Raw genomic sequence first — 23573 nt, forward strand, 5'->3', positions numbered from 1 at the left:
ATCAAACACCGAATCAATCTCTTTTCTCATCACTTACACTCACGGGGCCGCTCATGGCGACCGACTGCCGCGAATCGTCGACTGCACTCTTGGATGAACCGCCCGTGATGGAAGAGGACAATCGCGAATCGTTGGATAACGTGATTCAACAACATGACGATCCGATCGCCGACGAATCGCAGCCGAAACGAATCGGCAAACGTCGCCGCGAACCCACCGTGACTCGCGACATCGTCGAACTGACCAAGCCACGAATCGTGATGATGATCTTGGTCACGACGGTCGCGTCGGCTTGGATCGCGATGGCGGGCGTTACCGGCGTGAGTCTTTCGTTTGGGGCCTGGATCGTGTTGTTGTTGGGAACCGGGTTGGTCGCCGGCAGTGCGGGAGCGGCGAACCAGGTTTACGAGCGGGTGATCGATACCCTGATGCCGCGAACGGCGTCACGGCCGTTGGCGTCTGGACGCATGTCGCTCGCCGCGGGGGTCGCGCTGACCGGTGCGGCCGGTTTGGTCGGCACGGGACTACTCGCCTGGGAATTTGGAGCGTTGCCGGCCGTGGTCGGTGCCGCAACTTGGGCGTTGTATGTTTTGGTCTACACCCCGATGAAAACTCGCACGGCTTGGAACACGACGGTTGGCGCGATCGCTGGTGCGTTGCCCGTCTTCATGGGGTACACCGCCGCCGGTGGCCAATTGACCGATTTGTCGGGTTGGATGTTGTTCGGCGTGCTAGCGTGTTGGCAGTACCCACATTTTATGGCGATCGCGTGGCTGTACCGACGGCAGTACGCCGAGGCCGGTTTCCAGATGACCACGACGGTTGAACCGACCGGACGCAGTGCCGCGTGGCAGAGCATTGCTGGCACGATCGCGTTAGCGACCTGCGGTGTCGTGGCGTGTTTGGCTCCGGCGGGCGAGTGGATTCTTTCGCCCGCGAGCATCGTAACTGCAGCGTGCGTCCTTGCCGCGTGTTGGCCGCTGCTCAAAGCATCGTTGCGGTTCCGGCAATCTCCCGAAGACATACGGGCCCGCAAAATGTTGCGTTGGTCATTGGTCGTCTTGCCAGCCGTTTTGTTGGTGATGACGTTGCGTATGATTGGCCTGTAAAGATCGACGCGAGAGCGAAGTTCAAAGGGCTAGCAAAGTTCGGCGAGACAGTGAAGTTCGACGCGAAAGCGAATACCGGCGGGAAGGCATTGTCGACGAGATGATGACACAAAATACCTTGACTCAAAGCGAATCGACGACCGGACATGCGGGCGTGGCAGATGTCATCGAAGTCACGGGGTTGAGCCATCAATATGGCGAAAAGCTTGCGGTTGATAACCTCGATTTGAACGTCAGCGGTGGCGAGATCGTGGCCGTGCTCGGCAAGAACGGCAGTGGCAAGACGACGTTGTTCCGTGTCTTGAGCACGTTGCTGCCGGTGCAGTCCGGACGGGTCACGATTGCGGGCGCGGATGTCTCGTCCCACACGATGGCGGCTCGCGGTCGTCTGGGGATCATTTTCCAATCACCGAGTTTGGACATCAAACTCACCGTGCTCGAAAACATGCGGTGTCAGGGCGCGTTGTACGGATTAACGGGCGATCGGCTTCGGAATCGGTGCGACGAATTGCTGAATCAGTTTTCTCTCGAGGATCGTCGCCACGATTTTTGCCAAACATTGTCGGGCGGTCTGAAACGTCGCGTTGAGTTGGCGAAAGGGTTGTTGCACCGTCCGCCCGTGATGCTGCTCGACGAACCGAGCACGGGCTTAGATCCCTCGGCGCGGCTGGCATTGTGGGACGCACTGGAGAGTCTCGCGTCCGAAGGCGTCGCGGTGATGTTGACGACGCACCTGATGGATGAAGCGGCGAAAGCGTCGCGGGTGGTGCTGATCGACGCGGGTAAAAAAATTGCCGACGCGTCGCCCTCTCAGTTGCAACGTGAAGTCGGTGACCGCGTGTTGACAATCGCTACCGATGATGTGGCATCGGCGGAGCTAGTGTTGCGAAACGAGATGAATCTCAATCCACTTCGCGTGGGCGGCACGCTGCGTTTGACGAGCGAACAATCTGGTGCGAGTGATCTGGCCACGTTGGTGAATCCGATCGCCGATCGTTTGGGTGACTCGGTGCAATCAATCGCGTTTGGCCGCGCCAGTCTCGAAGATGTCTTTGTGGCGAAGACCGGCACCGCGTTCTTGGATTAATCAGCGGGCCGGTTGAGTGAACGCTCGTGCATGATTCGATCGCATTGGCAAAGCCGGTCAAACGAGTCGAATGGGATCCGAGAAGAGAACTATTAAGGGGGCTGAGAGGGCGCGTTTTGATCAAAAGCCCGGTATTTTCGTAACCGGTGAATCGGGTTCGAACCGGCGATCCGCCCTGCCCGTAATGGTTTATTAACGGCGATCCGCATCGCCTAAGCTGAATGTCCAAAAAAATTCACCTTGACGCGCTTGCTGGGGGTGATTAATTCTGAATTTCAGGTTTTTTGAGTCGCTCGGTTTCTCTGGTGTTTTCCAACTCCGTCGGTGATTCGACCCTTCGTCTGCGAAGGAGCATTAGTTATGCCTGACCATTCTCAACCTAAGCGATCAACACTTGATCGGTTTCTTAGCGGGTTGTCGGAGTACATCTTCCAAACCAAACTCGGTGTCGCCGATGTTCAGTTGGTCGAGTACGTGAGTGAGCTGTTATTACGGTTCACGCGAGTCGATGCGATCCAGCGGGTTCGTCGTGATGACGGCCGACCGGCGACAGAAGTCTTTCAGTTGATGTGCGAAGCCGAGCGACGTATCGGCATGGCGCGTCGCGAAGTGCACCGGCACATCGGTGACGTAACGCTTTTCCGATCGGGGATGTTCCCCGAGAGCGTGCGGGGAAGTGGAAAAGGGTCACCTGATCAGTTGCTCGATTACTTCCACCAAGGCAAACGATCGTACAAGATCGCCGCAACCATCGAGGCGGACGACACCCGTCCGCCCGGTGATTTGCTCGATCGATTAAGCGATCAGTTCGAGCTATGCGCCTACGGACTCCGCGAAATCCGCCGCGCTTGGGAAGAGTCCGATCCGTCGGACCGCCTGCTTATCGAATGATGGCTGTTCCCATTGGGTTATTCGACGATTGAGTAAAGTCCGCCGCCTTCTCGGCGGAGTTTGCCCTGCTCGGCGAGTTTTAACCAAACGGCTTTGGGATAGCTGTCGGGTGGACGGATCGCAGCGACACCGGATTTTCCGCCTGATGACATGGGGCCGTAGCCGAGTCGGGATTCATCGTCTAGTCGTGTCAGTTTGAGTCTTTTGCGGAACGCTTTCATCGCCAACCGCAACTCCTCCTTGGAAATCTCAGGCTGTGCGGGAGCGGGCTGTTCGGGAGTCGGTTCGGTTTCAGACATCCGGAATTTCCTTGGTATGTCGGGGACGTGATAAAAACAATGCAATCGAACTTAGAATCGCGTAGCGGTTGATGCGAGAATTATACTCTCAGCTTGAGAGTCTCGCGGCCGCCGCATTGGTCGCAGTTCGCGTTTTCGATCTCGAATTGTTGGTGACAACGTGGGCAATACGTGACGGACGCGTCGTCGTCCGGTTCCGGGGCCGCCAAACACGTTTCGAAGGAGATTTCTGAATCATTCAACAACGCTGTGATTGCGTCCCAGTCGGCGGCCCGGCTGTCCATCACGATCGATGACGCATTGTCGTCGTTAACGGATGTGGATGCGTCTTGATCGGCCGGCGTTTCAGGTGTGATCGGGTATTCAATGTCTCGCATCGTTCGTTCGGCCACCTCGCGAAAACGATCGGGCGAATCAACCGCAGCCGAAACCGCCAGCGGATGACGAATGCTCGTCGCTAGCAACTCGCGGCTGAGGTAGTCCACCGCACGCAGTGGCACGGCCGGGGAAAGCAGCGAACATCCGACCAGTTTCAAACGGCCCGATCGATCATCACGAAAGAGTCTGCGGTGTGCGAAGTAGACGAGGCCAGCCGTGGTCCACCAGAGTGAAAACAGGATCGCAAGGTAAGCGGCGATCATCATCCCGTCCGGGGCTATCGGGAAGAAGCCGTAATACAGCATCGCTCCAATCGGTCCCATCCAAATCAGCAGCATGTTCGCCAGCGGACGAATCCACCGAGTGCACGTCGATAGCAGTTCCAAGCGAGTGCGGATGTCAGCGACGTCGTAGGTCTTGTTGCGCAAGAGTTCAATGCGTCCTCCCCGGTCGTTTTCGTCCATGGCCGCGATCGATGCAAGTTCGCTGGCGAATCGTTTTGCGTTTGTGGTGTTGTTTAGGTGACAAACGCTTCGTTGGCCGCACCGGATTTCGCGTTCCCGGACGTGGCAGTTGGCAAGTTCTGGCCACCGGAATTGCTCGCCTGAATGCAGCGGTCGGTCGTCCGAAAGCGGCGACATTGGAACGAACGCGACGACCCCTTGGTCGGTCATCGAAACGGGCATCTCTTGGCAGAGCAACGTTTTGTCTGACGGAGATAAACCCGCCAGGACCAGTCGCCCACGATCATTCCCAGTCAAACGTGTTGCCGGTTTGCGATGGTGGAACGAGCCCCATCGCGAAACAAACGCGTTGGTACCGGGACGGACCCACACGAGGCATTCCAAGAAGTACAGCACGATCAAGACGACGAAGATCCATTCGACGTCAGAGAGACTAGGCATGGAAATGCGCCCTATCGGGCCGTTTCACTGTCACTGCCGCCGAACAGTTTTTTGATAAACGATCCGATGGCACCAAAGAACACGATCATGCCAATAATGATCGCTTTGCCCCCTTTTGCGAACAACACGCCAAGTTTGGCAAGCAAGCCAGTTTTCGAGGCTGCGACGAGGGCTCCACCGCCAACCAGTCCCGCTAATCCGTATGCCGCGACTTTGTCACCTTGTTTCCATTCGGCGTACTTGTTGCCCGAGGTGAACTGATAGCCTTCGAGCAATTGATTGACGACCGGCACGACCGACGCGTAGGTTTCCGGATCGCCGACCAAGGTCGCTTCCATCACGCCGCGACGGCCGAGCATCCGAATGTCATAGTTAATCGACGTGCCGCTGGGAAAATCGAGTTTGAGTGCCCAGGTGAGATTGTTTGTTTGTGGATTGTAGAACGGGCGTTCTTGCCAGCTCATTGATGTCATCTCTTCCATGTTCATCGCCCGGCGCTGTTGATTCCCGGCGGGAATGCCCGCGCGAAAGTCCGACATGATCGCTTCCGCATCGAGTTTATCGCGGTCGGTATCGTCGACATAACCGATGTCACTGAACTGAAACACGAGCGTCCAATCTTCGTCCTCTGCATTCGGGATCAACGCACCGAGCATCGAGGGATTGCGTGGGTTGCCGTAGAGTTCGAGCAGGTCTTGAGCGCCTTGGGCTCCCGTGAACGAATAGCCCTCGGGGATCTGCAGTTCGGCAATGTCCCCGATCTGCCCGGTTGCGGGGCCTTCTTGCCACTCGATCGCTGCATAACGCTCTAGCAACTCGAGCTGTTCGGCGGAGAATTCGAACTCTTCGTCTTGTGCCATCGCGGGATTCAGTCCGCCGATCAAAGCAAGAACGAGCCCTAACATGAGGCAGCACGGTCTGGCACAAAAACGTGGGCGTGATGACCCGCTGGCGTTTTGCGAACGAGAGAAGCGAAGCATCGAAACAGCCTTTGAATGAGCGGTGTGGAATCGGTCGGAAAAGAACGAAACCACCTTGATCATCGCCCTTGTGCACGAACGGTAGCCGAAAACCAGCACGGTGTAAAGAAATTTGAAATGCACGCTTTGACGCAGTCCAACGGCCGTTCCACGCCGTGTGCCGACGGAGTTTGGCGAGTCAGCGGATGAGGTGGCGCGGTATTTGCAATCAATCTTGCAGGTGTGATGTTTTTTTGCGGACAACGCCGCGTATGAGCACGCCGTACTTCTCCGGATTGGCCACCATGGACTTTCTCAAACAAACCTTTCGAGAGTTTTCGAAGAACAATTGCAGTACGCTCGCCGCTGCGCTCGCGTACTACACCGCGTTTGCCCTGCCGCCTCTTTTGTTCTTATTGCTGACGATTCTAACGCTCGGGTTGTCTGTTATGTATGACGGAGAGGAGGCCAGAGCCGAGGCACAGAATGTTCTGACCAGCCAAGCGGCGCAGATGCTGGGCAACGAAGAGGCGTCGGAGCAGATATCGACGATTCTCAAAAGCAGCGATCAGGCCACAGGGAAATGGTGGAAGACGCTTTTAAGTTTTGCGGGGATCGTTGCCGGAGCCACCGGCGTCGTTGCCGCGTTGCAGGCGGCGCTCAATCAGGTCTGGGAGGTGCAGCCCGATCCCGATTCGTCGGGATGGAAAGATCTCCTTACAAAACGACTGTTGTCCCTTGCGATGATTCTCGGACTCGGTTTTCTGTTGTTGGTTTCGCTAGTGGTCTCGTCGGTGCTGGCGGCGCTGGGCGGTCGGGTTGGTGAACTCCTGGGGCTTTCGGAGACATTTGCGTCAGGCATCAATTTTGGTGTGCAAGGCGTGGTGGTGTTCGTAATCTTCGCGGCGATCTTCAAGTTCATGCCGGACGCGGAAGTGAGGTGGCGCGACGTGCTTGTCGGAGCCGTGATCACAACGGCGTTATTCTTGGCCGGACGATACGCACTTGAGCTGTATTTTTCATACAGCGAACCGGGGGCTCACCTCGGTGCCGCCGCGGCATCGTTGGCCGTGCTGCTCGCGTGGGTCTACTACACCGCGATGATCGTGTTGCTAGGCGCCGAAGCCACGCAGGTCTACGCGGTGCGGTATGGTAACGGGGTTCGGCCTCAAACTGGCTCTGTCCGTGTCGTGAAAGTGATCAAGCGGGGAGACGTTTCAGACAAGTCGGGCCAGCCCGGATCGAGCCCGGACCGGTAATTACTTCCAGCGAAGCGAACGATTATGAATGCTTTTCTCATCACGCTGTGGGCAAAAATACGCGCCAGCTATTGGTTTGTTCCCTCGTTGATGGCGATCAGTGCGGTGGCGCTGTCGTTCTTGACGACGAGTCTTGACAATTACCTCGGTTCGGCATGGATGGACAACATCGAGTGGCTGTACGGGAACCAACCCGACGGTGCTCGCGCGGTATTGTCGACCGTTGCCGGTTCGATGATCACCGTCGCAGGCGTGACGTTTTCGATGACCATTCTTTCGATCTCGCACACGACGTCGCAAGTTGGTCCTCGCCTACTCAACAACTTCATGGCGGACAAAGCGAACCAGTTTACGCTCGGCGTTTTTATCTCCACGTTCATGTACTGCTTGATGGTGCTCCGCACGGTGCGAAATGCGGAGCCGGTCCCTCCCGGGATGAGCGGAGAGAATATCGCCAGCGCCGAACTCATGGCCGCATTCGTCCCACACATTGCCGTGACCGTCGGTGTGCTAATGGCGATCGCCAGCGTGGGTGTGTTGATTTTCTTTATTCATCACATCCCGGAGACGATTCACGTTTCCAACATCATCGCGGGGGTCGGCCGCCGGTTGAACCATCAGATCGGCAACCAGTTTCCTGCTCGAGTGGGTGACCCAAATGAGGACGCAGGAAATTATGAGCACGAGTCAGCACTGCCGCCGCTATTTGATGAATCCGCCGCCGCGGTGACATCCAATGGGACTGGATATCTGGAGTACATCGACGGTGACGGATTGCTCGAAGTGGCACGCCGGCATGATCTCGTGATTCACGTCCAACGGAATCCGGGCGATTTCATTACAGGTTCTAGTATCTTGTTGTTGGCGTCGCCCCGCGAGCGAATGGACGAGAAACTCGAGGCCGAGTTGAACGCGATGTTCGTCCACGGCACTCAACGAACAGCGACGCAAGATTTGCGGTTTCAAGTGAATCAATTGGTGGAAGTCGCCATGCGGGCGCTGTCGCCCGGCGTGAATGACCCATTTACCGCGATCAGTTGTATGGATTGGTTGCAGTCCGCGCTGGAGACGCTGGCCAGCCGTGATCTTCCGGCGGCGTACCGCTATGACAACGAGCAGAAGCTGCGTGTCATTGCCGAACCGGTCACCTTTCGTGCGTTCGCCGCACTCGTATTTGATCAGCTTCGTCCGTACGTTGCCACAGATCGAAACGCCTCTATCCGCATGATGGAAGTGATCGGCAACTTGGTTCTGCGAGTGAGTTCCACTCGCGATCGAAGGCTGTTGTCGCGACATGCCTGTGCCCTGCGCCGCGAATGTCGCAACGCGATTACAGACACACGGGATCTCGCGGTCGTCTCGCGTCGTTACCGGGACGTACTTCGATTGTTGACCGGCAAAGACGCTCGCATTCGAGCACGTCAAACAGGCCAATGGATAACCGCGCCGTGAGATCCTAGAGAGCTTTTGACTTATTACTGCGTCTTATTCAATCAGATTTTCGCCCTGTTCGAGTTCACCGTCGGCGGCATGGCTTTGGATCTCTTCGTCCTTATTCGCAAGTCCACCTTCGGCGGTTGACGAATTCGTCTTGTCTGACTCAATCGCCAATTTTTTCTCTGCCGCCGAATCGTTCTTTGGTGGGCCGATCGGTTTCCTGTCCTTGGATGCGTCCAACATCGCGACGGGAACGCCCTGTGGGAACACGACTTCGCGAGATTCATCTGGCATGCTGATATTGGCTTCGCTCAGTGCGGTCTTAGCCTGTCTCATCACCGCGCTCAAAACGCTGCCCGCATCGAATTTATGCGAGTCGAGCCAAAAACGAGTGACGAGGTTCACAGTCGACGCACCCAGCGAATCGACCAGGACCATCGGTGCCGGATCGTCGAGGACGGCTTCGTGGCGTGTCAAAACACCGTAGATTTGCTCTTGGGCGTTCGTGACGGAATCGTCGTAACCGATCCCGACGGTGAACTCACGTCGAATCCGCGGCGACGACGAATAGTTTTTCACGATCGCCTTGTAGACGGTGCTGTTAGGGATTTGGATGTGGTTCCCGTCGACGGTGAGCAGCAAGGTACCGCGCGTGGTCACGCGGCGAACGAATCCCTTGTTGCCCTCAAGTTCGATCAAATCGCCCACGTTGAAAGGTCGATTGAGGCTGATCAAGATGCTCGACAAATAGTTTTCGGCAATGTCTCGAAAGGCAAATCCGAGAGCCAAGCCGACCAGTCCAGTGCCGCCCAGCACGGTAACGGCGAGTCGGCTCAGGCCGGAGACTTTGAGTGCGATGTAGATGCCGATCAGCATCACGAGAACAGCGACGACACTCGCGATCACTTGCTGTAACAGTTGGCTATCCACGCGGCGGCCCGTCACACGCCGCGCGAGCGACGCGGATAGTTTTGCCAGCAGATAGGACACCAAGATGACGAACGCTCCGATGATCAATAATGGGATCAGTTGTACGAAGTCACGTCCTAGCGTTCGCAATTGAGCAATGGCGGGACCGACGTCCCAGACTGAATGCTGGGCAACCTCAATTTGATTGACAACAGCCACAACATCGGAGGTTCTCTGAGCGACCCGCTCAGCCCATTGCCGGTGTTGTTCCGTATCGGCGATTCCGTTGAGGAATACGACGCCCTCGTCGGTCGACACCTCGACTTGTTCGAACCAATTCGTTGCATTGAATATATTGCTCAGTCGCACCGAGATGTCTTCGTCCACAGCGACCGGTTCCACTTCCACCTTCTCTGGTGTTTCGATCGGAGTTTCTTCGGGATCCAACAAACCGGGTTCGTCGCCAGCATCTTGCGCAGAAGAGTTGCGGATGGGTGTGACGCAATTGAGCGATACGATCAGCATCGTGATCGCTAACGAGAAGATGCGAGTTCGTCGGAGGCGGCTGGCAGGATCGCAAGTGTTTGGTCGACTGGAGTCTGTTTCATCAAGTTGGCCGTGTCGATCAAGGGGAATTCGAATGTCGGCTCGACGGAAGGGACGAATCACGGTTTTGAATTTGGATGCGCTCATGCCGAGGCTGAGCTTGCAAACCGCGTTCCAGAAAGACGACGGCGTCTTGGTAGCCGTGAATTGCCAATGCGCTTGGCCCAGACGGTCAGGTTGGTGATAGACTCAATCGATGAGAGGGTGTGTCTGGAATCGGTTAGTGAAATGGGAGGTTGTCGTGGAACGAATGTCATTCAGATCGGTTGCCCTGCTCGTGCTGGTTGTGGTTGGAGGACCGACCGTTGGTTGGACCGCCGAGATGGATTGGATTCGCGTGTCGGCCGATGGGCGGTGCTTTGAGTTAACTCGGTCCCAATGCGGCTTCGTCCCATGGGGATTCAATTACGATCACAATGGCGATGGCGACCTGTTGGAGGAATACTGGGACGAGCATTGGGAGGAGGTGGACTCGGCATTCCATGAAATGCGAGTCCTCGGGGCAAACGTCGTCCGCATTCATCTGCAGTTCGATCAATTCATGGCCAGCCCCACGGAGGTGCGTCAGGGCTCGTTCAACCAACTTAAGCGTCTGTTGCTATTGGCTGAGCAATCCGGTCTGTACATCGATCTCACGGGACTTGGTTGTTATCACAAACAAAACGTTCCCCGGTGGTATGACGAACTCAGTGAGCAGGAGCGATGGAATGCTCAGGCCGCCTTTTGGGAAGCGATCGCGAAGACGTGTGCGAGAAGCCCCGCGATTTTTTGCTACGACTTGATGAACGAACCCGTCGTAGCGGGAGGTGCATCGAAACGCGACGATTGGTTGGGGCCGGGTTTTGCAGGGAAGCACTTCGTGCAATTCATCAACTTGGAGTTAAATGGACGCGACCGAACCGACATCGCCCGCGAGTGGATTCGAACGCTGGTCACGGCAATCCGAAGACACGATCAGCGGCATCTGATCACGGTGGGCCTAGTGCCCTGGAGTCTTGATCGACCCGGGCTGACATCGGGATTTGTCCCCGAAAAGATCGCCGCCGATCTCGACTTCATTGCCATGCATCTCTATCCCGAAAAAGGCAAAGTTGATGAGGCGATTGAGACGGTCAAGGGATTTGCTGCGGTCGGAAAACCCGTTGTGATCGAAGAAACGTTTGTTTTGAAATGTGGTGCCGAGGAATTGGAAGAGTTTATCGATCGTTCTCGCGAACATGCCTGCGGTTGGATCGGATTTTATTGGGGATCGACGCCTGAGGAACTGCGTCCGGCAAAAACGGTTGGCGAAGCACTCACGTTGAGTTGGCTGGAGTTGTTTCAACGGAAAAGTTCGGAGATGGTTGAGCAAGAGGAACCGGATTCGGCAAGTCGTTAGGAGTTCCCGCGACGTCCAGATTGCCGACGGATGAGCCAGGGGAGTCGTGATGCCATCTTGACTGTATTAGTGCTCTTCTTAGCAGAACGGCGCGAGCCGTCCGGTCCCGCGTTACCGGACGGTTCGCGCCGTTCCGCTACTTTTGCAATCACGCAGTGACTAAATCGAGGTCCCTTGGCACTACTTGGGTGCGGGGAAATGGTCTTCAATTCTTACCGGTGAGGTTGGTGTCGCGTAGATGGCGTGATGAGTTCAAAGTCAGCTGCTGTTTAACGATGTACCGGTTAGTTCTGGGCGAAACGGTACTCGACTGAATGTCGTCGCTGTTCAGAGAAATAGACGCGATTGATGGGACGCGATAAACTTCTTTAATCTGGTTTAGCGAGCCGGATGCGTGGCGTCTTTCTGTGCAAGTGGCAGAGGAGGATAAGCTGGAGTAATCGAGGATTATTGTTCGTCTCAATTTACAAGGATCGGTTTGAAATGACGAAACGAGTTGGTTTCCCGTGGCCTCGGTTTGGGATCGCTGCTTTGATGGTGTTGATCTTCTATTCCGCTGGGGCCTTTGTCGGATTCGGGTTCGGATTAGTCAAAGGCGTCGATGCGAAACTGGATAAGCGAATCGCTGCGATGCGGTCCCAGGTTTACCCGTGCTCGTACCGTGTCCACGATCTCTGGACGCAGGCCAGTTCGCCGGGCATGGGTGATCTCGAATCGCAAGAAGAATTCGTTAGCGAACTCATGAATGATGTGTGCAGGGATCGTTGGGAGAAAAACGGTGGTCCGTGTTCGGTCGGAGTGATGCCTGGGGCAATCGTCATATTTGCATCGAGTATTGATCATGAAATCGTGAGGGCGTATATCGAGGGGCGCAGGAAGCAAATCGCGGTGGTCACGCGCGAAAAATGGTCGAATACCGAGACGACCGCGAGTGACAGCTGATTCGTTAGCGCGTGAGCCAAGTGAACCGGTGTCGGCAATTCGTCAGGAGTTGCAGCTTGTGCTTGATTATCCATGGATTCGCGTCCATGGTTTGCCCGTGTCGTTCCGTTGGCTCTCACGTACCCATGTGATGTGAAATAGTCGTGAGGCGAGAATGTCGATGGTGAGGTGGCCCTCGGAGTACGTTCCACTAGAGGAATTGACTGGCGAGCGGACTGAGGCGATGGTGTTGGCTCTTTGAGTGGCTTTCCCCGGACGCGATGCAGGCGATCGACAGATTCCCATGATTTTGCACATCGACATGGACGCGTTCTACGCGTCGGTTGAACAGCGAGACGATCCGTCGCTGCGTGGGAAAGCACTTGTGGTGGGTGGAAGTGCGTCCGGTCGTGGTGTCGTGGCGGCGGCCAGTTATGAGGCTCGCAGGTATGGGATTTTCAGCGCCATGCCGATGCGGACGGCGGTGCAACGGTGTGCCGAGCTCGTGATCGTTCGGGGGCGGATGGACGTGTACGCGGGGATTTCGCGGCAGATCCGTGAAATCTTCCATCGCTACACACCGCTCGTTGAGCCGCTCTCACTCGATGAAGCGTTCTTGGATGTTTCGGGTTGCCAAGCGTTGTTTGGTAGTGGGATTGAAATCGGCCGGCAAATTCAACAAGCGATCCACGATGAACTCGGTTTGGATGCGTCAGTTGGCGTGGCGCCGAACAAGTTCCTCGCGAAGGTTGCCAGCGGGCATGAGAAGCCTCGCGGGTTTACCGTCGTGGATCCTGACAACGTTCATGCTTTTTTAGATCCGTTGCCGATCAACAAGATTTGGGGCGTGGGCAAGCGGGCGGAGGAGCGACTGGGGCGGCTCGGTATTTACCGTGTTGAGCATCTGCGAAAGGTCGACCGTGAACTCTTGTCGCGGACGATCGGAAGTGGCTCCGCCAACCATTTGGCGGAACTGGCTTGGGGCCGCGATCCACGCAAGGTCGTCCCGGATCGTGAGGCAAAATCGATCTCGCACGAGACGACGTTTCACGCGGACATTTCGGACCATGAGGTCTTGAAGGCGATACTGTTACGATTGACGGAACAGGTCGGCAGACGATTGCGGCGTCATGGCCGTTACGGTAGCACGGTGACGTTGAAACTGCGATTCAGCGATTTCAACACGGTGGCCCGTTCGGTGACCTTGAAGACCCCGACGAATTCGACCACGCAGTTGTGGGAGACAACTCGCGATGCGTTGTTCAGCCGCATCGCGATCGATCAGCCGGTGCGTCTGGTTGGAATGGGGGTTGGTTCTTTGGCGAGTTCGCGTACTCGCCAGTTGGATTTGTTTGACGACAACGGGCTGCGTGACACGCAGGTTGATCGGGCGACTGATTCGATTCTAGACCGCTTCGGCAAAGGCGCGATACGTCGCGGCACGACGCTTGAGCCGTGAGGCTCAGGGCTGCATCAGGACGCAATGGGAAGCATTAGGAAAGCAACAATCCCCGCCAGCGGACGAGCCGAAGACGGGGATCGTTGGATGCGATGCTGAGACGGAAGCGGTGACAAGTGCAAAACCACCGCTTCCGTTCAGCAAGGCGATCGCAGCCTATTTGATGAAGAGCATTTCGGCATAGGTTGGCAATGGCCATAAATCGTCCGCGATGTAAGCTTCCAGTTGGTCGACGTACTTACGTACTTCGAGCATGGCTGGCAAGATCGCGTCGCAGTGATGTTTGGCTTCGTCCATCGGGTCGGACGCTTCGCCATCGGCGATTGCGAATTCTAACTTGGCAATGCTGTCTTGCAGCGATTTGACGAGGACGGTGACGGCATCGAGCGTGTCGGTATCGAAGTCATAACCGATCGCCTTGAGGTTCGCACACGTCGCAGCCAATTCACTTTGGTAGCGAATCGCGGCTGGGAAGATTTGCGTCTTGGCGATCTTCACGGCGAGCGCCGCTTCCACATCGATTGAGAGACAGTATTGCTCGACGTAGGTTTCGAAACGGCTGTGTAGTTCCCGTGGTGACAACACGCCGTAGGATTCGAAGAGCTCAATCGTTTCAGGTTTGAGCAGTTGAGGCAACGCGTCGGCCGTTGTCTTGAGGTTGAGCAAACCTCGTTCTTCGGCTTCCTTGTGCCATTCTTCGGAATATCCGTCGCCGTCGAAGATGACCGCGGAGCATTCGTTGATGATTTCGGTCAACAACGCTTGCACGGCCCCGTTCAACTTGGCGGGGTCGCCGCCGGTGGCTTTCTCAAGCGTTGTGGCACAGTAGTCGACCGACTCGGCGATGATGGTGTTCATCGCAACGAGTGGCCCGGCGATGGACTGGTTCGATCCAACGGCGCGGAATTCGAAACGGTTTCCGGTGAACGCAAACGGGCTGGTTCGGTTCCGGTCGCCTGCGTCTTTCGGGAGCGGCGGCAAAACGTCGACACCGACAGTCAGCGTGCCGGATGGTATCGACGAATTGGCGCCGCCTGTCTTGATTTGCTCGAACACGTCGGTGAGCTGATCACCTAAGAAGATCGAGATGATCGCCGGAGGAGCTTCGTTTGCACCGAGACGGTGATCGTTACCGGCGGTTGCCACAACGGCTCGCAACAGTCCTTGGTGCCGATAGACGGCGCGAATAACGGCGGCACAGAACACGAGGAACTGGGCGTTGTCGTGAGGCGTGTCTCCAGGGCTGAGCATGTTGCCTTGTGAGCTACTGCCGAGCGACCAGTTGACGTGTTTTCCGGATCCGTTGACGCCGGCGAACGGTTTCTCGTGCATCAGGCACGACATCCCGTATTTCTCGGCGGTCTTTCGCAAGATCAGCATCATCAATTGCTGGTGATCCGCGGCAACGTTCGCCGATTCGAAGACAGGAGCGACTTCGAATTGTCCAGGTGCCACTTCGTTGTGACGTGTTTTGACTGGAATGCCGAGCTTGAACAGTTCACGTTCGGCTTCCATCATGAACGCGAGCACACGTTCTGGGATGGCTCCGAAGTAGTGATCGTCGAACTCTTGGCCTTTCGGTGGTTTTGACCCGAACAGCGTGCGTCCGGCGGCGATCAAGTCGGGACGTGCGTAGTAGAAACTACGGTCGATCAAGAAGTATTCTTGTTCGGGGCCTGCGGTCGATGCGACGAACGCACCATCTTGGTGACCGAAGAGTTTGAGGATGCGTTGGGCCTGTTTGTTGAGGGCCTGCATCGAACGCAGGACAGGCGTTTTCTTGTCGAGTGCTTCGCCGGTCCACGAAACGAACGCGGTCGGAATACAGAGTGTTGCACCGTTTGGGTTTTCGAGGATGTAGGCGGGACTGGTCACGTCCCAAATCGTGTATCCGCGGGCTTGCGAAGTGACGCGGATACCGCCGGTCGGGAAACTCGATCCGTCCGGTTCGCCTTGGATCAGTTGTTTGCCGCTGAATTCCGAAAGCGTGCTGCCGTCGGTTGTTGGCGAAAGGAAACTATCGTGTTTCTCAGCCGTTGCGCCGGTGAGTGGATAGAAGATGTGAGCGTAGTGAGTCGCTCCTTTTTCCATCGCCCAATCTTTCATCGCTGAAGCGACGATGTCGGCGATTTCAGGATCGAGTTTTTCGCCCGCATCGATGGTGGCCATCAATGATTTGTAGATCGACTTGGGAAGCCGATCCTTCATGACGTTTTTGTTGAAAACGTTTGCCGAGTAGTACTCTTGCGCGGTGACGTCGACAAACTTGATTTGCGATGCCTTGGAAGCGTAATTGGTCGCTGCTGCGACGGCTGCTTGGCGAGGCGTCTTGCCGCCTGAATAGCCTGGGTTCGATGCCGAACCTGAGTTCGATTGCGATGCGGATGCGGGTGGGGACAGCGTCGTGCTCATATGAGCTCCTCAATGGAAAAAGAGAGTGGCCAAAGGCGAGGCAGTCGTCTTGCAGACCGCCAAAGTGAAACAGGGGACGTCCCCGGTGATTTGCGAACGTCGACGAAGCAACTGGCCCGTTTAACGAGTAACGAGCCGATGAAGAAATGGATCGATGCCGTCCTGGCGCAGAAAGCACGCGGATCCTTGTACGAAAGCTCGACCATCGACGCTCCGTTCGACTGATTCGACCGGATGTGATGGTTGTTTGTCCTTTCGCGTGCGTGCGAAGGATGACCAACGCAACGATTAGGCCAGTAAGTCCGACGGCGTATGGGCGTGCTGAGTAGCGGCGACGATCCCGCCCTCAGCGGGCGGCACAGGTCCGTATGTCGTCGAAGGCGGTAGGAAACTTTTGCTTTTTAGGGACAGGCCGTCGCCGCTTTCGTTTCCGTTTGTGATCACTCGCCAACGCAATAGGCATGCAAAGCTCGAAATGGTGGCGTTGTGCCTGCTCTGTGCGCAAACCAGTCGCTGGCGTTGTCAAATCGACTAGCCGACAGGGTTTACGCCGCATCTCAGAGACGCGGCAGAGCCGAGTTGACGGGTGAGCCGAGGGGTTGGTGGTTCGGGATTTCGGATGGTCGCTGAATGACCACGGTCGTCTCGGCTTGCTGCGTGGCGATTCAGTTTGGGGGGCGGCGAGCCGTTTGGCAGCAGAAAACACAGTGTTTCAAAAGGCGATGCGTGTGTTGGCATGCTGATTGCGTTCCCTCGGTTTTATCGACGAAAACAATACACACCCGGTCGGAGATCGGCGTCGATACGAGCCTCCGACTTATCAACCCAAGAGTGACTGCGATGTTTAAGCAATTCCTTTCAATCCTATTTGCCGGTGGCCTGATGGTTGCCACGACCGGATGCGACGTTGATCAGACTTCGGAGGGCCGATTGCCCGACGTGGACGTCGATGCCGAGCCAGGCGCGTTGCCGAGCTATGACGTTGAAACTCCGGACGTAGACGTTTCGATGGAAGAGAAAAAGGTGGATGTCCCTGATGTCGATGTGGACGTCGATAGCAAAGAACGCACGATGTCGTTGCCCGACGTGGACGTCTCCGTCCCAAGCGATGAGTAAATCGTCGTCGGTTGATTGTTGATTTGTCCCCGCCAGTTGCTGCACTCCCCGCAGTCTCGAGCATTCTCTTTAGTAGCCGCCGTCGCGAGACGGTGGACCACGGTTCGGCGAACGTAGCCACTGATCGATTGGTCCACGATCTGGCGAATGTGCGTTACCTAGGAAGAATTCCAAAATGCACTCGGGCTGCGGGCGTGCGAATCATTTCCAGGAAGCCTGTCATGCCCATTCGAATTCGTCCGTCCTTTACCTTGGCCCTTTTGCTTTCTGCCTCGACGAGCACCTCGGTGTTTTCCCAGCAGAACGCGGCGGAAAGTCTGCCGCGGGAAGTCGCCGCTGCTGAGGCCGCTGACATTAGCGATTGGGCGTTGGCGGGAGTCGTCTGGAGTGACGCGAACTTGACACGCAAGTTGGCGGGGGTGGCGATGAGGTACGCCGAAACCGAAGATCAGCGTGCGTCGATGCGAGCGTTGGCTGTCGAGTCGCAGCGAGCTGTGGTGGCACTCGAAGCGTTCGGATGGGGCAGAGTCGACCAAACAAACAGCGGATTGACAGGCACACGAGATCCCGCCGCGACGCGGGTCGGCGATCGGCTTGAGCAGTTTGCCGATCAAACGACCGGGACAACACAAGATTCTTCTCCTGCGGTGGACACCGCGCCTGTGGCGGGCATCAAGCGATTCGACACCGAGTCGCCCGCTGGAGCCGAGGACCCTGGGCTGGATGACGAGCGTTTGCCGCAACAGGCACGCGTCGACATCGATCAGTATCGCGTGGATGACTACGTCGACGAGACTCCGGCTGAACGGGCAAATCTCGCGGATGCTCAAGAGGACGCAATTGAAGGTGCCATCGCAGCGGCGAGCCCAGACGGTATTGCCGGGCCAGCGTCGGACAGGATCAGCAAGCGGGAAGGCTGGACGCTGTCGTCGTCGCTCCCCTACAGCACCGACTCGATCTACGATTCAGATGACTATGATCACGATGTTGATTACATGGTCGAGAATCGGCTGGGAGCGGATTCCACCAATGATGCAAGCTCTGACCAGGGTGATGCCGATGACGACATTGACCTCGATGACCCGGCGGAAGTAATCACGGGCGAAGATGAGATGGCAAACGCACTGGCACGTGAACGGTTGTCGGATAAACCCGTCTCGCGGAGCGATGGGTCGCTAGCATCCTCATCAGGCAATCGAACCATCCGTGTTGCCCGACCGTCCGACACGATTCCCCAGACGCGATTGCAACGGTATGCGAGTGTGGAAGACGCCAACGCGTTTGACGCTCGGTGGGTTCAGTTTCGGTTGGATGCAAACCAGGTTCGCTATTCGATGACCGATCCGAGCTTGGCAGCGGAAGCGGCCCAAGATGCGCTCAAGCAGATGCAAGCATCGGCAATCGTGGCAGGGCAATCGACGGACAACGAAGAGTTGAAGGCAATCCTGCGACCGATCCTCGAACTCCAGCTCGCTGACTGAGTTGTCTCGGATTAGCCCGGACATTGCACGCGATTCGTAGGCCGTATCGCATAAACCGTTACCAAGCCGGAACTACGGTCGCAAATCGATTGATTTTGGAAATAACAGAAAGTATTTCTAGCAAATCAAGTTTATGCGAATACGGCAGGGTTTTTCGCGACCTCGGTCCGGCCTACGCAATATCTGGATTAGCCGAGTCGGATCACGACCTTCGGCGTTTCGGAGGACTGTTTCCGGCTGCGTTTCTTGACACCCGTTTTGCGTTTTGCAGCCTTCTTCGTCGATTTTTTCTTTGATTTCTTTTTCGCCGGTTTTGCAGTTCGAGCGGCCGGCTTTTTGGTAGCTGGCTTTTTCTTGCCGGTAGCCGATCTCTTAACGGTTGGTTTCTTGGTCGACCGCTTTTTGGTCCCTACCTGTTTGGCGGTGGACTTTGGTTTCGCCGTTTTCGTTTTCTTCTTGGCTTGGACGCTTCGCTTTTTCGGTGCTTTCTTTTTTGTCGCTTTCTTCTTGGCGGCGGGCTTCCGAGTCTTCTTTTTGGATGCCTTCTTCTTAATGGCCTTTTTCTTAGTAGTCGTTTTCTTCTTGGATGTTTTACGCTTTGCCGTTTTGGGAGTTACCGGTGCTGGTGCCGCCTGCGTGTCGGCCAGTTCGATTCCGAACATCGCCCCCAGGTCTTCGTCGCCCAGTCCGGAATTCTCATCGAGGCCCATCGCGGACGCTGCGCCTTCAGCACTGATGGCTTGAGAAATCAGTTCGTTCTGGTCGACGCAGCGTAGCAGGAAGAGGAGTTCGGGGGAGCTATCGAGTCGGTGTCCGACGCCGTAAAGCGTCGCGGCGAGATGTTTGCATAAATAGGCTCCATCCGGGCAGGAGCATCGCAACCGGATCTCGTTGTTCGCAGGGAACATTCCCGACTTCGGTTCGGTGATGCGGCGGATGACGTCGTCACCGAGTCTGCCCCGCATGAGGTCCATGATCGAATGGATTGATGAACTGCAACTGCGACAGATCGCGGCCCATGTTGCAGCGGGCAACGGATCGATTTTGATCTCGATCTCGTACAAGTACGAGCCGCAGACCATTGAGGTGATCTTGCCTTTGGTGATCCGCAGATGGGCGATGGATCCGTTGCGAGCATAGGTGCGGCCGCGGGGGAGTCGATTGGAGAAATCGCTGTACTTTTCGAGATGGGTACACCAATTCTTTCCCCAGAATGTCGTCGCGATTCCGTTGCCGCTGATTTTGATCGGTTGTGGTTTCTCGTCTTTGCCGAGTCGCCTGATCACTTCCGCTTTGCCTTCGGCAATGCGTTGGCCGACGGGAACGTAGGGCGCGAAGCCGCCATACCAGGACATGAGATGAGCCGTTTGTTTCGGGAAATTTGTGAAAAATGGAACTGATCGATGCCGCTAGGCTTTGGCCTTCGTGAGATCGAGTGAAACGAAGTCGATGAGTTGTTCGTTCGACATCTCGGTCAACTGAATTTCGTCTTTACCGTCACCACCAAACAGTTCGCGGCTGAGTTGTTTCTTGTCGCGAATCATATCGTCGATTCGTTCTTCCAGGGTGCCGCGGCAAACAAATTTGTGCACGAGCACGTTCCGTTTCTGTCCGATTCGAAACGCCCGATCGGTGGCTTGGTCTTCCACGGCGGGATTCCACCATCGGTCGAAGTGGACGACGTGCGAAGCTTCGGTGAGGTTGAGGCCGGTGCCGCCGGCTTTGACGGAGATGACGAAGAATGGAGGCCCCGATTCGTCTTGGAATTGCTTGACCAATTGGCCGCGTTTCTTGGTGGCGGTTTTGCCGGTGAGGACGAGCCCTTCGCGACCAAACACGCCGGCGAGGAATTCAGAGATGGGGCCGCACATCGATTGGAACTGGGTGAAAACGAGCATCTTCTCCTGTTTCTCGATGATGTTTTCGGCAATGGAGCGGAGTTGCGAGTATTTGCCGGACGCGTCGACGTCGAAGTTGGACTGTTTGAGGTGAAGGGCAGGGTGATTGCAGATTTGTTTGAGCTGCATCAAAGCGCCGAGCACCAAGCCACGCCGCTGCATTCCGGATGTAATGTCGAGCGATTTTTCCAGATCATCGGTGACGGCGCGGTACAGAGCGACCTGAGTTGTCGTGAGCCCGCAATCGACCCGCATTTCAGTTTTCTGTGGCAAGTCGGGAACGATGCGAGGGTCGGTTTTCATCCGCCGCAGCACGTAGGGACTGATCAGACGCCGGACGCTCGCCAAGCGAGCGGTTCGATCGGTTTCGTCCTTAGCGTTGACGAACTTTTTAAACTGAGTTGCCGTTCCGAGAAGTCCAGGTGAGCAGAAATCGAAGAGCGACCACAAATCGCCGAGGTGGTTTTCGACGGGGGTTCCTGACAACACGATTCGCCCGCGAGCGGGGATTTGTTTGATCGCTTTGGTTTGTGCCGCACCGGAATTCTTGATCGCTTGGGCTTCGTCGAGAATGACGAGATTCCAATCGACGTCAGTAAGCCACTTTTGCCGACGCGCAAGACCGTACGTGGTTGCGACGAGGTCGTAGCCGGCGAGTTCCTTGGCGGGGTTGTCGGCGATGCGTTTGAGTTCGGACGCGTCGACGCTGCTGCGGTGAGCGATGTAAAGATTGAGGTCGGGCGCGAACCGCTCGACTTCGCGTTGCCAATTGCCTAGCAACGACGTGGGGAGGATCAGGAGGCTGGGATTCGTCGTCGTGCCTTTGGGTGGCTTTGCTTTTTTGGCGGCGACTTTCTTTTTGGATTTTGTCTCGGGGTATTTCAGTTGTAATAGCAGTGAGATGATTTGGATCGTTTTACCAAGGCCCATGTCATCGGCGAGGCAGACGCCGATACCGAGTTTGGTGGCGAAGTACAGCCACGCGACCCCGTCAGCTTGGTAGGGGCGCAGCGAAGCGTTGAGTCGATTGTTGGGATCGAGATCCAATTTTCCGCTCGGGTCACGGAGTGCGTCGAGCGTTTCGGCGAGCCACGCGCCCGGTTCGATGCGAGTCCACGGTTGCAGCGTTTCGTCAAAGTCATCGCCGGTGATCGATGCCCCCGAGAGCAGTCGCATGCCTTCGAGGAAGCCGACACCGGTGGCGTGTGCGTCGCGTAGTTGTTCCCATTGATGTATTGCCGATTTCAATTGTTCGGCATCGACCTGCACCCATTTGCCTCGCAGTAACGCCATCCCTTCGCGAGCGTTCATGAGAGCGACGAGTTCCTCTGGGCTGAGTGGTTGGCCGTCAATGCTGACGTCGACATCGAGGTCGAGGGAATCACCGCCGAGGACCGATTGCGATTTCGTGCCGACCCGCACGGTGACTTGGGGACGCGGTGGGCGTGCCGCGTTCCACCAGTCAGGGACGCGGACGATGACGCCGCTCTCTTCGAGTTGCGGAACGGACGTGAAGAACTCGTAGGCTTGGCCAATTCCCCACGCTTGGGGAGAGAATAGTGCTTTGGATTCGAGCATCTTCGCGATCGAGGGGCACGTCTCGGCCGCGCGAGCGACGGGGGTAAGCAGGGCGTCGAGTTGTTTGGTATCACCTGCCGCGATGGATGCCTTGAGGGCTTCGGACAACGGGATGTGTCGGGGTGTGCCGCCGGTCGATTCGGGTTGGGTGTAGGTGGCGAGAAACGCGAACGGTCGGTCGGGATTCTTTTTGTTTTCGGCGAGGTGGAATGTGACGCGGCCGAGCAGGTTCCATTCAGGACGGAGGGAATGCAGGTAACTGGCGAGGCCACCTTTGCGTTTGGTTGCCGCAGATGCGGTGAGTTCGTCAAGGTCCGACCAGGTTGCTCGCAGCGAATCGGGACTGGCGTATTCGAGGCCGAGCATGGGGGGCGCGGATGCGAGGATTTCGCGAAGCGTTTCATTGTCGGGCGGTTCGGGGGAATGCCAGTCTTTGCCGCCCGTCGCATTGCGTCGTCGCAGCGCGGTAAAGTAGCGGTTCGCGAATTCACGCCAAAAGTGCAGCGATGCGGGCAGTGGTCCGTCGCAGGCGGATGAGACCAGCGACGTGAGCCCCGCGGCGACCGATTTGTTGAACGCCGTGATCAGTTTAGCGGGCAATTCGGAGGCGATTCCGAACGCGACGTCTTCATCCGTGGCCGTGACGAGGTGGAGGTGGCCGGAGGGCAGAACGGCGATCTTGTGGGCTGGCATCAACGATTGCTTTCAAGGATGAAACGATCGGCGTGAATCAATTTCGATAAATTTGCTAAGAAAGCGTTCATCGATGCGTTGTCACTCGTAGGCGGATCGGTTTCGTCTCTTTTCTATTCTTTTTCCATTCCCAGTTGAACCACCATGACAGCCAAAGCGGTAACCAGGCCCGAGGGCGTGTCATCGGCGGATGCTATTGACGATCCGAGCGAATTGATTGCTCGTGCCGTCGATGAGCATCAGCGAAGTTTGCTGGCCTACGCGGCCGGTTTGCTTCGTGACCGATGTGCGGCTCAGGACGCGGTGCAGGAAACATTTCTGCAACTTTGTCGGAAAGCCCGCGATGTCGCGAGCACAGACGAACCGCCGACTCTCGCCGAGTTTGCCGCCCGTTTGGCACCCTGGTTGTTCACGGTTTGTCGAACGCGAGTGATTGACATGCAACGTAAGCGAACACCCCAAAGTTTTGCCGTGCGGGAGAAGTCAGACGGCTCCCGCGACTCTTCCGCCGAGGCAGCCGTCTTGGATCCCGGTCCGACGCCCGACGACGTGGCGGTCGCGGGCGAAGAGCACCGCCTTGTCGCAGAATCCATCAGTGGATTAACACCCAGGCAACGCGAGATCATTCAGTTGCGGATGCAGGCCGGGCTGAGTTACCGCGAGATCGCTGACGTCACCGGGCTGACGACGTCCAACGTCGGCTTTCATCTACATCAGGCCGTCGCGACTTTGAGGAAGCAACTCGTCGCGACATAAGCCAAATCACGTTGCCGCCGGAACGGGCATTGGCGACGTGCG

General features: G+C 56.6%; 19 protein-coding genes. 12 read left to right on the forward strand and 7 right to left on the reverse strand.

The window, feature by feature from the left end; all coding sequences use genetic code 11:
* The first annotated feature begins 53 nt into the window (after positions 1-53).
* The 3 genes from NB063_RS03925 (at position 54) to NB063_RS03935 (ending at position 3087) form a co-directional block, all read left to right on the forward strand.
* Positions 54-1109: a protoheme IX farnesyltransferase gene (locus tag NB063_RS03925; protein ID WP_250927436.1), complete on the forward strand. Its 1056-nt coding sequence runs from the start codon at positions 54-56 to the stop codon at positions 1107-1109.
* Between the two features lie 100 nt (positions 1110-1209).
* Positions 1210-2196 carry an ABC transporter ATP-binding protein gene (locus tag NB063_RS03930; RefSeq protein WP_250927437.1) on the forward strand — a complete coding sequence of 329 codons (987 nt, stop codon included), beginning with the start codon at positions 1210-1212 and terminating at the stop codon, positions 2194-2196.
* 360 nt (positions 2197-2556) lie between these two features.
* A complete protein-coding gene (locus NB063_RS03935; RefSeq protein WP_250927438.1) occupies positions 2557-3087 on the forward strand; it encodes a hypothetical protein in 531 nt (176 codons plus the stop codon).
* 17 nt (positions 3088-3104) lie between these two features.
* On the opposite strand, the gene NB063_RS03940 is transcribed toward NB063_RS03935, so the two are convergent.
* The 3 genes from NB063_RS03940 to NB063_RS03950 form a co-directional block, all read right to left on the reverse strand.
* Positions 3105-3386 carry a hypothetical protein gene (locus NB063_RS03940; RefSeq protein WP_250927439.1) on the reverse strand — a complete coding sequence of 94 codons (282 nt, stop codon included), beginning with the start codon at positions 3384-3386 and terminating at the stop codon, positions 3105-3107.
* A gap of 80 nt (positions 3387-3466) precedes the next feature.
* Positions 3467-4669, reverse strand: coding sequence for a hypothetical protein (locus NB063_RS03945; RefSeq protein ID WP_250927440.1), 1203 nt, complete (start codon positions 4667-4669; stop codon positions 3467-3469).
* An 11-nt stretch (positions 4670-4680) separates the two neighbouring features.
* On the reverse strand, positions 4681-5574 hold the full coding sequence (locus NB063_RS03950; RefSeq protein ID WP_250927441.1) for a DUF2167 domain-containing protein: 894 nt from the start codon (positions 5572-5574) through the stop codon (positions 4681-4683).
* 359 nt (positions 5575-5933) lie between these two features.
* Here NB063_RS03950 and NB063_RS03955 point away from each other — a divergent pair, with 359 nt between their 5' ends.
* Complete coding sequence (locus NB063_RS03955) at positions 5934-6887, forward strand: YihY/virulence factor BrkB family protein (protein WP_250927442.1); 954 nt, start codon at positions 5934-5936, stop codon at positions 6885-6887.
* 24 nt (positions 6888-6911) lie between these two features.
* A complete protein-coding gene (locus NB063_RS03960) occupies positions 6912-8339 on the forward strand; it encodes a DUF2254 domain-containing protein (protein WP_250927443.1) in 1428 nt (475 codons plus the stop codon).
* Positions 8340-8372: 33 nt separating this feature from the next.
* Here NB063_RS03960 and NB063_RS03965 read toward each other — a convergent pair whose 3' ends face one another.
* Entirely contained in the window at positions 8373-9926 is a 1554-nt protein-coding gene (locus NB063_RS03965; RefSeq protein ID WP_250927444.1) for a mechanosensitive ion channel domain-containing protein, read from the reverse strand.
* A gap of 163 nt (positions 9927-10089) precedes the next feature.
* Between NB063_RS03965 and NB063_RS03970 the strand changes: the two genes are divergently transcribed.
* The 3 genes from NB063_RS03970 to dinB all read left to right on the forward strand — a co-directional run bounded on the left by NB063_RS03970 (position 10090) and on the right by dinB (position 13597).
* Positions 10090-11217 carry a cellulase family glycosylhydrolase gene (locus tag NB063_RS03970; RefSeq protein ID WP_250927445.1) on the forward strand — a complete coding sequence of 376 codons (1128 nt, stop codon included), beginning with the start codon at positions 10090-10092 and terminating at the stop codon, positions 11215-11217.
* Between the two features lie 483 nt (positions 11218-11700).
* Positions 11701-12159, forward strand: a complete 459-nt coding sequence (locus NB063_RS03975; RefSeq protein ID WP_250927446.1) for a hypothetical protein — start codon at positions 11701-11703, stop codon at positions 12157-12159.
* Positions 12160-12442: 283 nt separating this feature from the next.
* Positions 12443-13597, forward strand: coding sequence for a DNA polymerase IV (dinB, locus tag NB063_RS03980; RefSeq protein ID WP_250927447.1), 1155 nt, complete (start codon positions 12443-12445; stop codon positions 13595-13597).
* A gap of 156 nt (positions 13598-13753) precedes the next feature.
* On the opposite strand, the gene NB063_RS03985 is transcribed toward dinB, so the two are convergent.
* Complete coding sequence (locus NB063_RS03985) at positions 13754-16009, reverse strand: glutamine synthetase III family protein (protein ID WP_250927448.1); 2256 nt, start codon at positions 16007-16009, stop codon at positions 13754-13756.
* A 12-nt stretch (positions 16010-16021) separates the two neighbouring features.
* On the opposite strand from NB063_RS03985, the gene NB063_RS03990 reads away from it, so the two are divergent.
* From NB063_RS03990 to NB063_RS04000, 3 genes are all read left to right on the forward strand, one after another.
* Positions 16022-16234 carry a hypothetical protein gene (locus NB063_RS03990; protein ID WP_250927449.1) on the forward strand — a complete coding sequence of 71 codons (213 nt, stop codon included), beginning with the start codon at positions 16022-16024 and terminating at the stop codon, positions 16232-16234.
* A 615-nt stretch (positions 16235-16849) separates the two neighbouring features.
* On the forward strand, positions 16850-17125 hold the full coding sequence (locus tag NB063_RS03995; RefSeq protein ID WP_250927450.1) for a hypothetical protein: 276 nt from the start codon (positions 16850-16852) through the stop codon (positions 17123-17125).
* A 221-nt stretch (positions 17126-17346) separates the two neighbouring features.
* The gene (locus tag NB063_RS04000) at positions 17347-18606 is read left to right on the forward strand and encodes a hypothetical protein (protein ID WP_250927451.1); all 1260 of its coding nucleotides are present in this window, start codon (positions 17347-17349) and stop codon (positions 18604-18606) included.
* Between the two features lie 188 nt (positions 18607-18794).
* Here the strand turns inward: NB063_RS04000 and NB063_RS04005 are convergent, their stop codons facing one another.
* Both NB063_RS04005 and NB063_RS04010 read right to left on the reverse strand, forming a co-directional pair.
* Positions 18795-19961: an SWIM zinc finger family protein gene (locus NB063_RS04005; protein ID WP_250927452.1), complete on the reverse strand. Its 1167-nt coding sequence runs from the start codon at positions 19959-19961 to the stop codon at positions 18795-18797.
* Between the two features lie 54 nt (positions 19962-20015).
* A complete protein-coding gene (locus NB063_RS04010) occupies positions 20016-22775 on the reverse strand; it encodes a DEAD/DEAH box helicase (RefSeq protein ID WP_250927453.1) in 2760 nt (919 codons plus the stop codon).
* 144 nt (positions 22776-22919) lie between these two features.
* On the opposite strand from NB063_RS04010, the gene NB063_RS04015 reads away from it, so the two are divergent.
* Entirely contained in the window at positions 22920-23531 is a 612-nt protein-coding gene (locus NB063_RS04015) for an RNA polymerase sigma factor (protein WP_250927454.1), read from the forward strand.
* The last annotated feature ends 42 nt before the right edge of the window (positions 23532-23573 follow it).

The organism is Aporhodopirellula aestuarii (assembly GCF_023701485.1).
Taxonomy (GTDB): Bacteria; Planctomycetota; Planctomycetia; order Pirellulales; family Pirellulaceae; genus Rhodopirellula; species Rhodopirellula aestuarii.

Coding starts and splice junctions, on each gene's coding strand:
- NB063_RS03925 (WP_250927436.1), top strand. CDS start 54: ATGGCGACCGACTGCCGCGAATCGTCGACTGCACTCTTGGATGAACCG.
- NB063_RS03930 (WP_250927437.1), top strand. CDS start 1,210: ATGATGACACAAAATACCTTGACTCAAAGCGAATCGACGACCGGACAT.
- NB063_RS03935 (WP_250927438.1), top strand. CDS start 2,557: ATGCCTGACCATTCTCAACCTAAGCGATCAACACTTGATCGGTTTCTT.
- NB063_RS03940 (WP_250927439.1), bottom strand. CDS start 3,386: ATGTCTGAAACCGAACCGACTCCCGAACAGCCCGCTCCCGCACAGCCT.
- NB063_RS03945 (WP_250927440.1), bottom strand. CDS start 4,669: ATGCCTAGTCTCTCTGACGTCGAATGGATCTTCGTCGTCTTGATCGTG.
- NB063_RS03950 (WP_250927441.1), bottom strand. CDS start 5,574: ATGTTAGGGCTCGTTCTTGCTTTGATCGGCGGACTGAATCCCGCGATG.
- NB063_RS03955 (WP_250927442.1), top strand. CDS start 5,934: ATGGACTTTCTCAAACAAACCTTTCGAGAGTTTTCGAAGAACAATTGC.
- NB063_RS03960 (WP_250927443.1), top strand. CDS start 6,912: ATGAATGCTTTTCTCATCACGCTGTGGGCAAAAATACGCGCCAGCTAT.
- NB063_RS03965 (WP_250927444.1), bottom strand. CDS start 9,926: ATGAGCGCATCCAAATTCAAAACCGTGATTCGTCCCTTCCGTCGAGCC.
- NB063_RS03970 (WP_250927445.1), top strand. CDS start 10,090: ATGTCATTCAGATCGGTTGCCCTGCTCGTGCTGGTTGTGGTTGGAGGA.
- NB063_RS03975 (WP_250927446.1), top strand. CDS start 11,701: ATGACGAAACGAGTTGGTTTCCCGTGGCCTCGGTTTGGGATCGCTGCT.
- dinB (WP_250927447.1), top strand. CDS start 12,443: ATGATTTTGCACATCGACATGGACGCGTTCTACGCGTCGGTTGAACAG.
- NB063_RS03985 (WP_250927448.1), bottom strand. CDS start 16,009: ATGAGCACGACGCTGTCCCCACCCGCATCCGCATCGCAATCGAACTCA.
- NB063_RS03990 (WP_250927449.1), top strand. CDS start 16,022: ATGGAAAAAGAGAGTGGCCAAAGGCGAGGCAGTCGTCTTGCAGACCGC.
- NB063_RS03995 (WP_250927450.1), top strand. CDS start 16,850: ATGTTTAAGCAATTCCTTTCAATCCTATTTGCCGGTGGCCTGATGGTT.
- NB063_RS04000 (WP_250927451.1), top strand. CDS start 17,347: ATGCCCATTCGAATTCGTCCGTCCTTTACCTTGGCCCTTTTGCTTTCT.
- NB063_RS04005 (WP_250927452.1), bottom strand. CDS start 19,961: ATGTCCTGGTATGGCGGCTTCGCGCCCTACGTTCCCGTCGGCCAACGC.
- NB063_RS04010 (WP_250927453.1), bottom strand. CDS start 22,775: ATGCCAGCCCACAAGATCGCCGTTCTGCCCTCCGGCCACCTCCACCTC.
- NB063_RS04015 (WP_250927454.1), top strand. CDS start 22,920: ATGACAGCCAAAGCGGTAACCAGGCCCGAGGGCGTGTCATCGGCGGAT.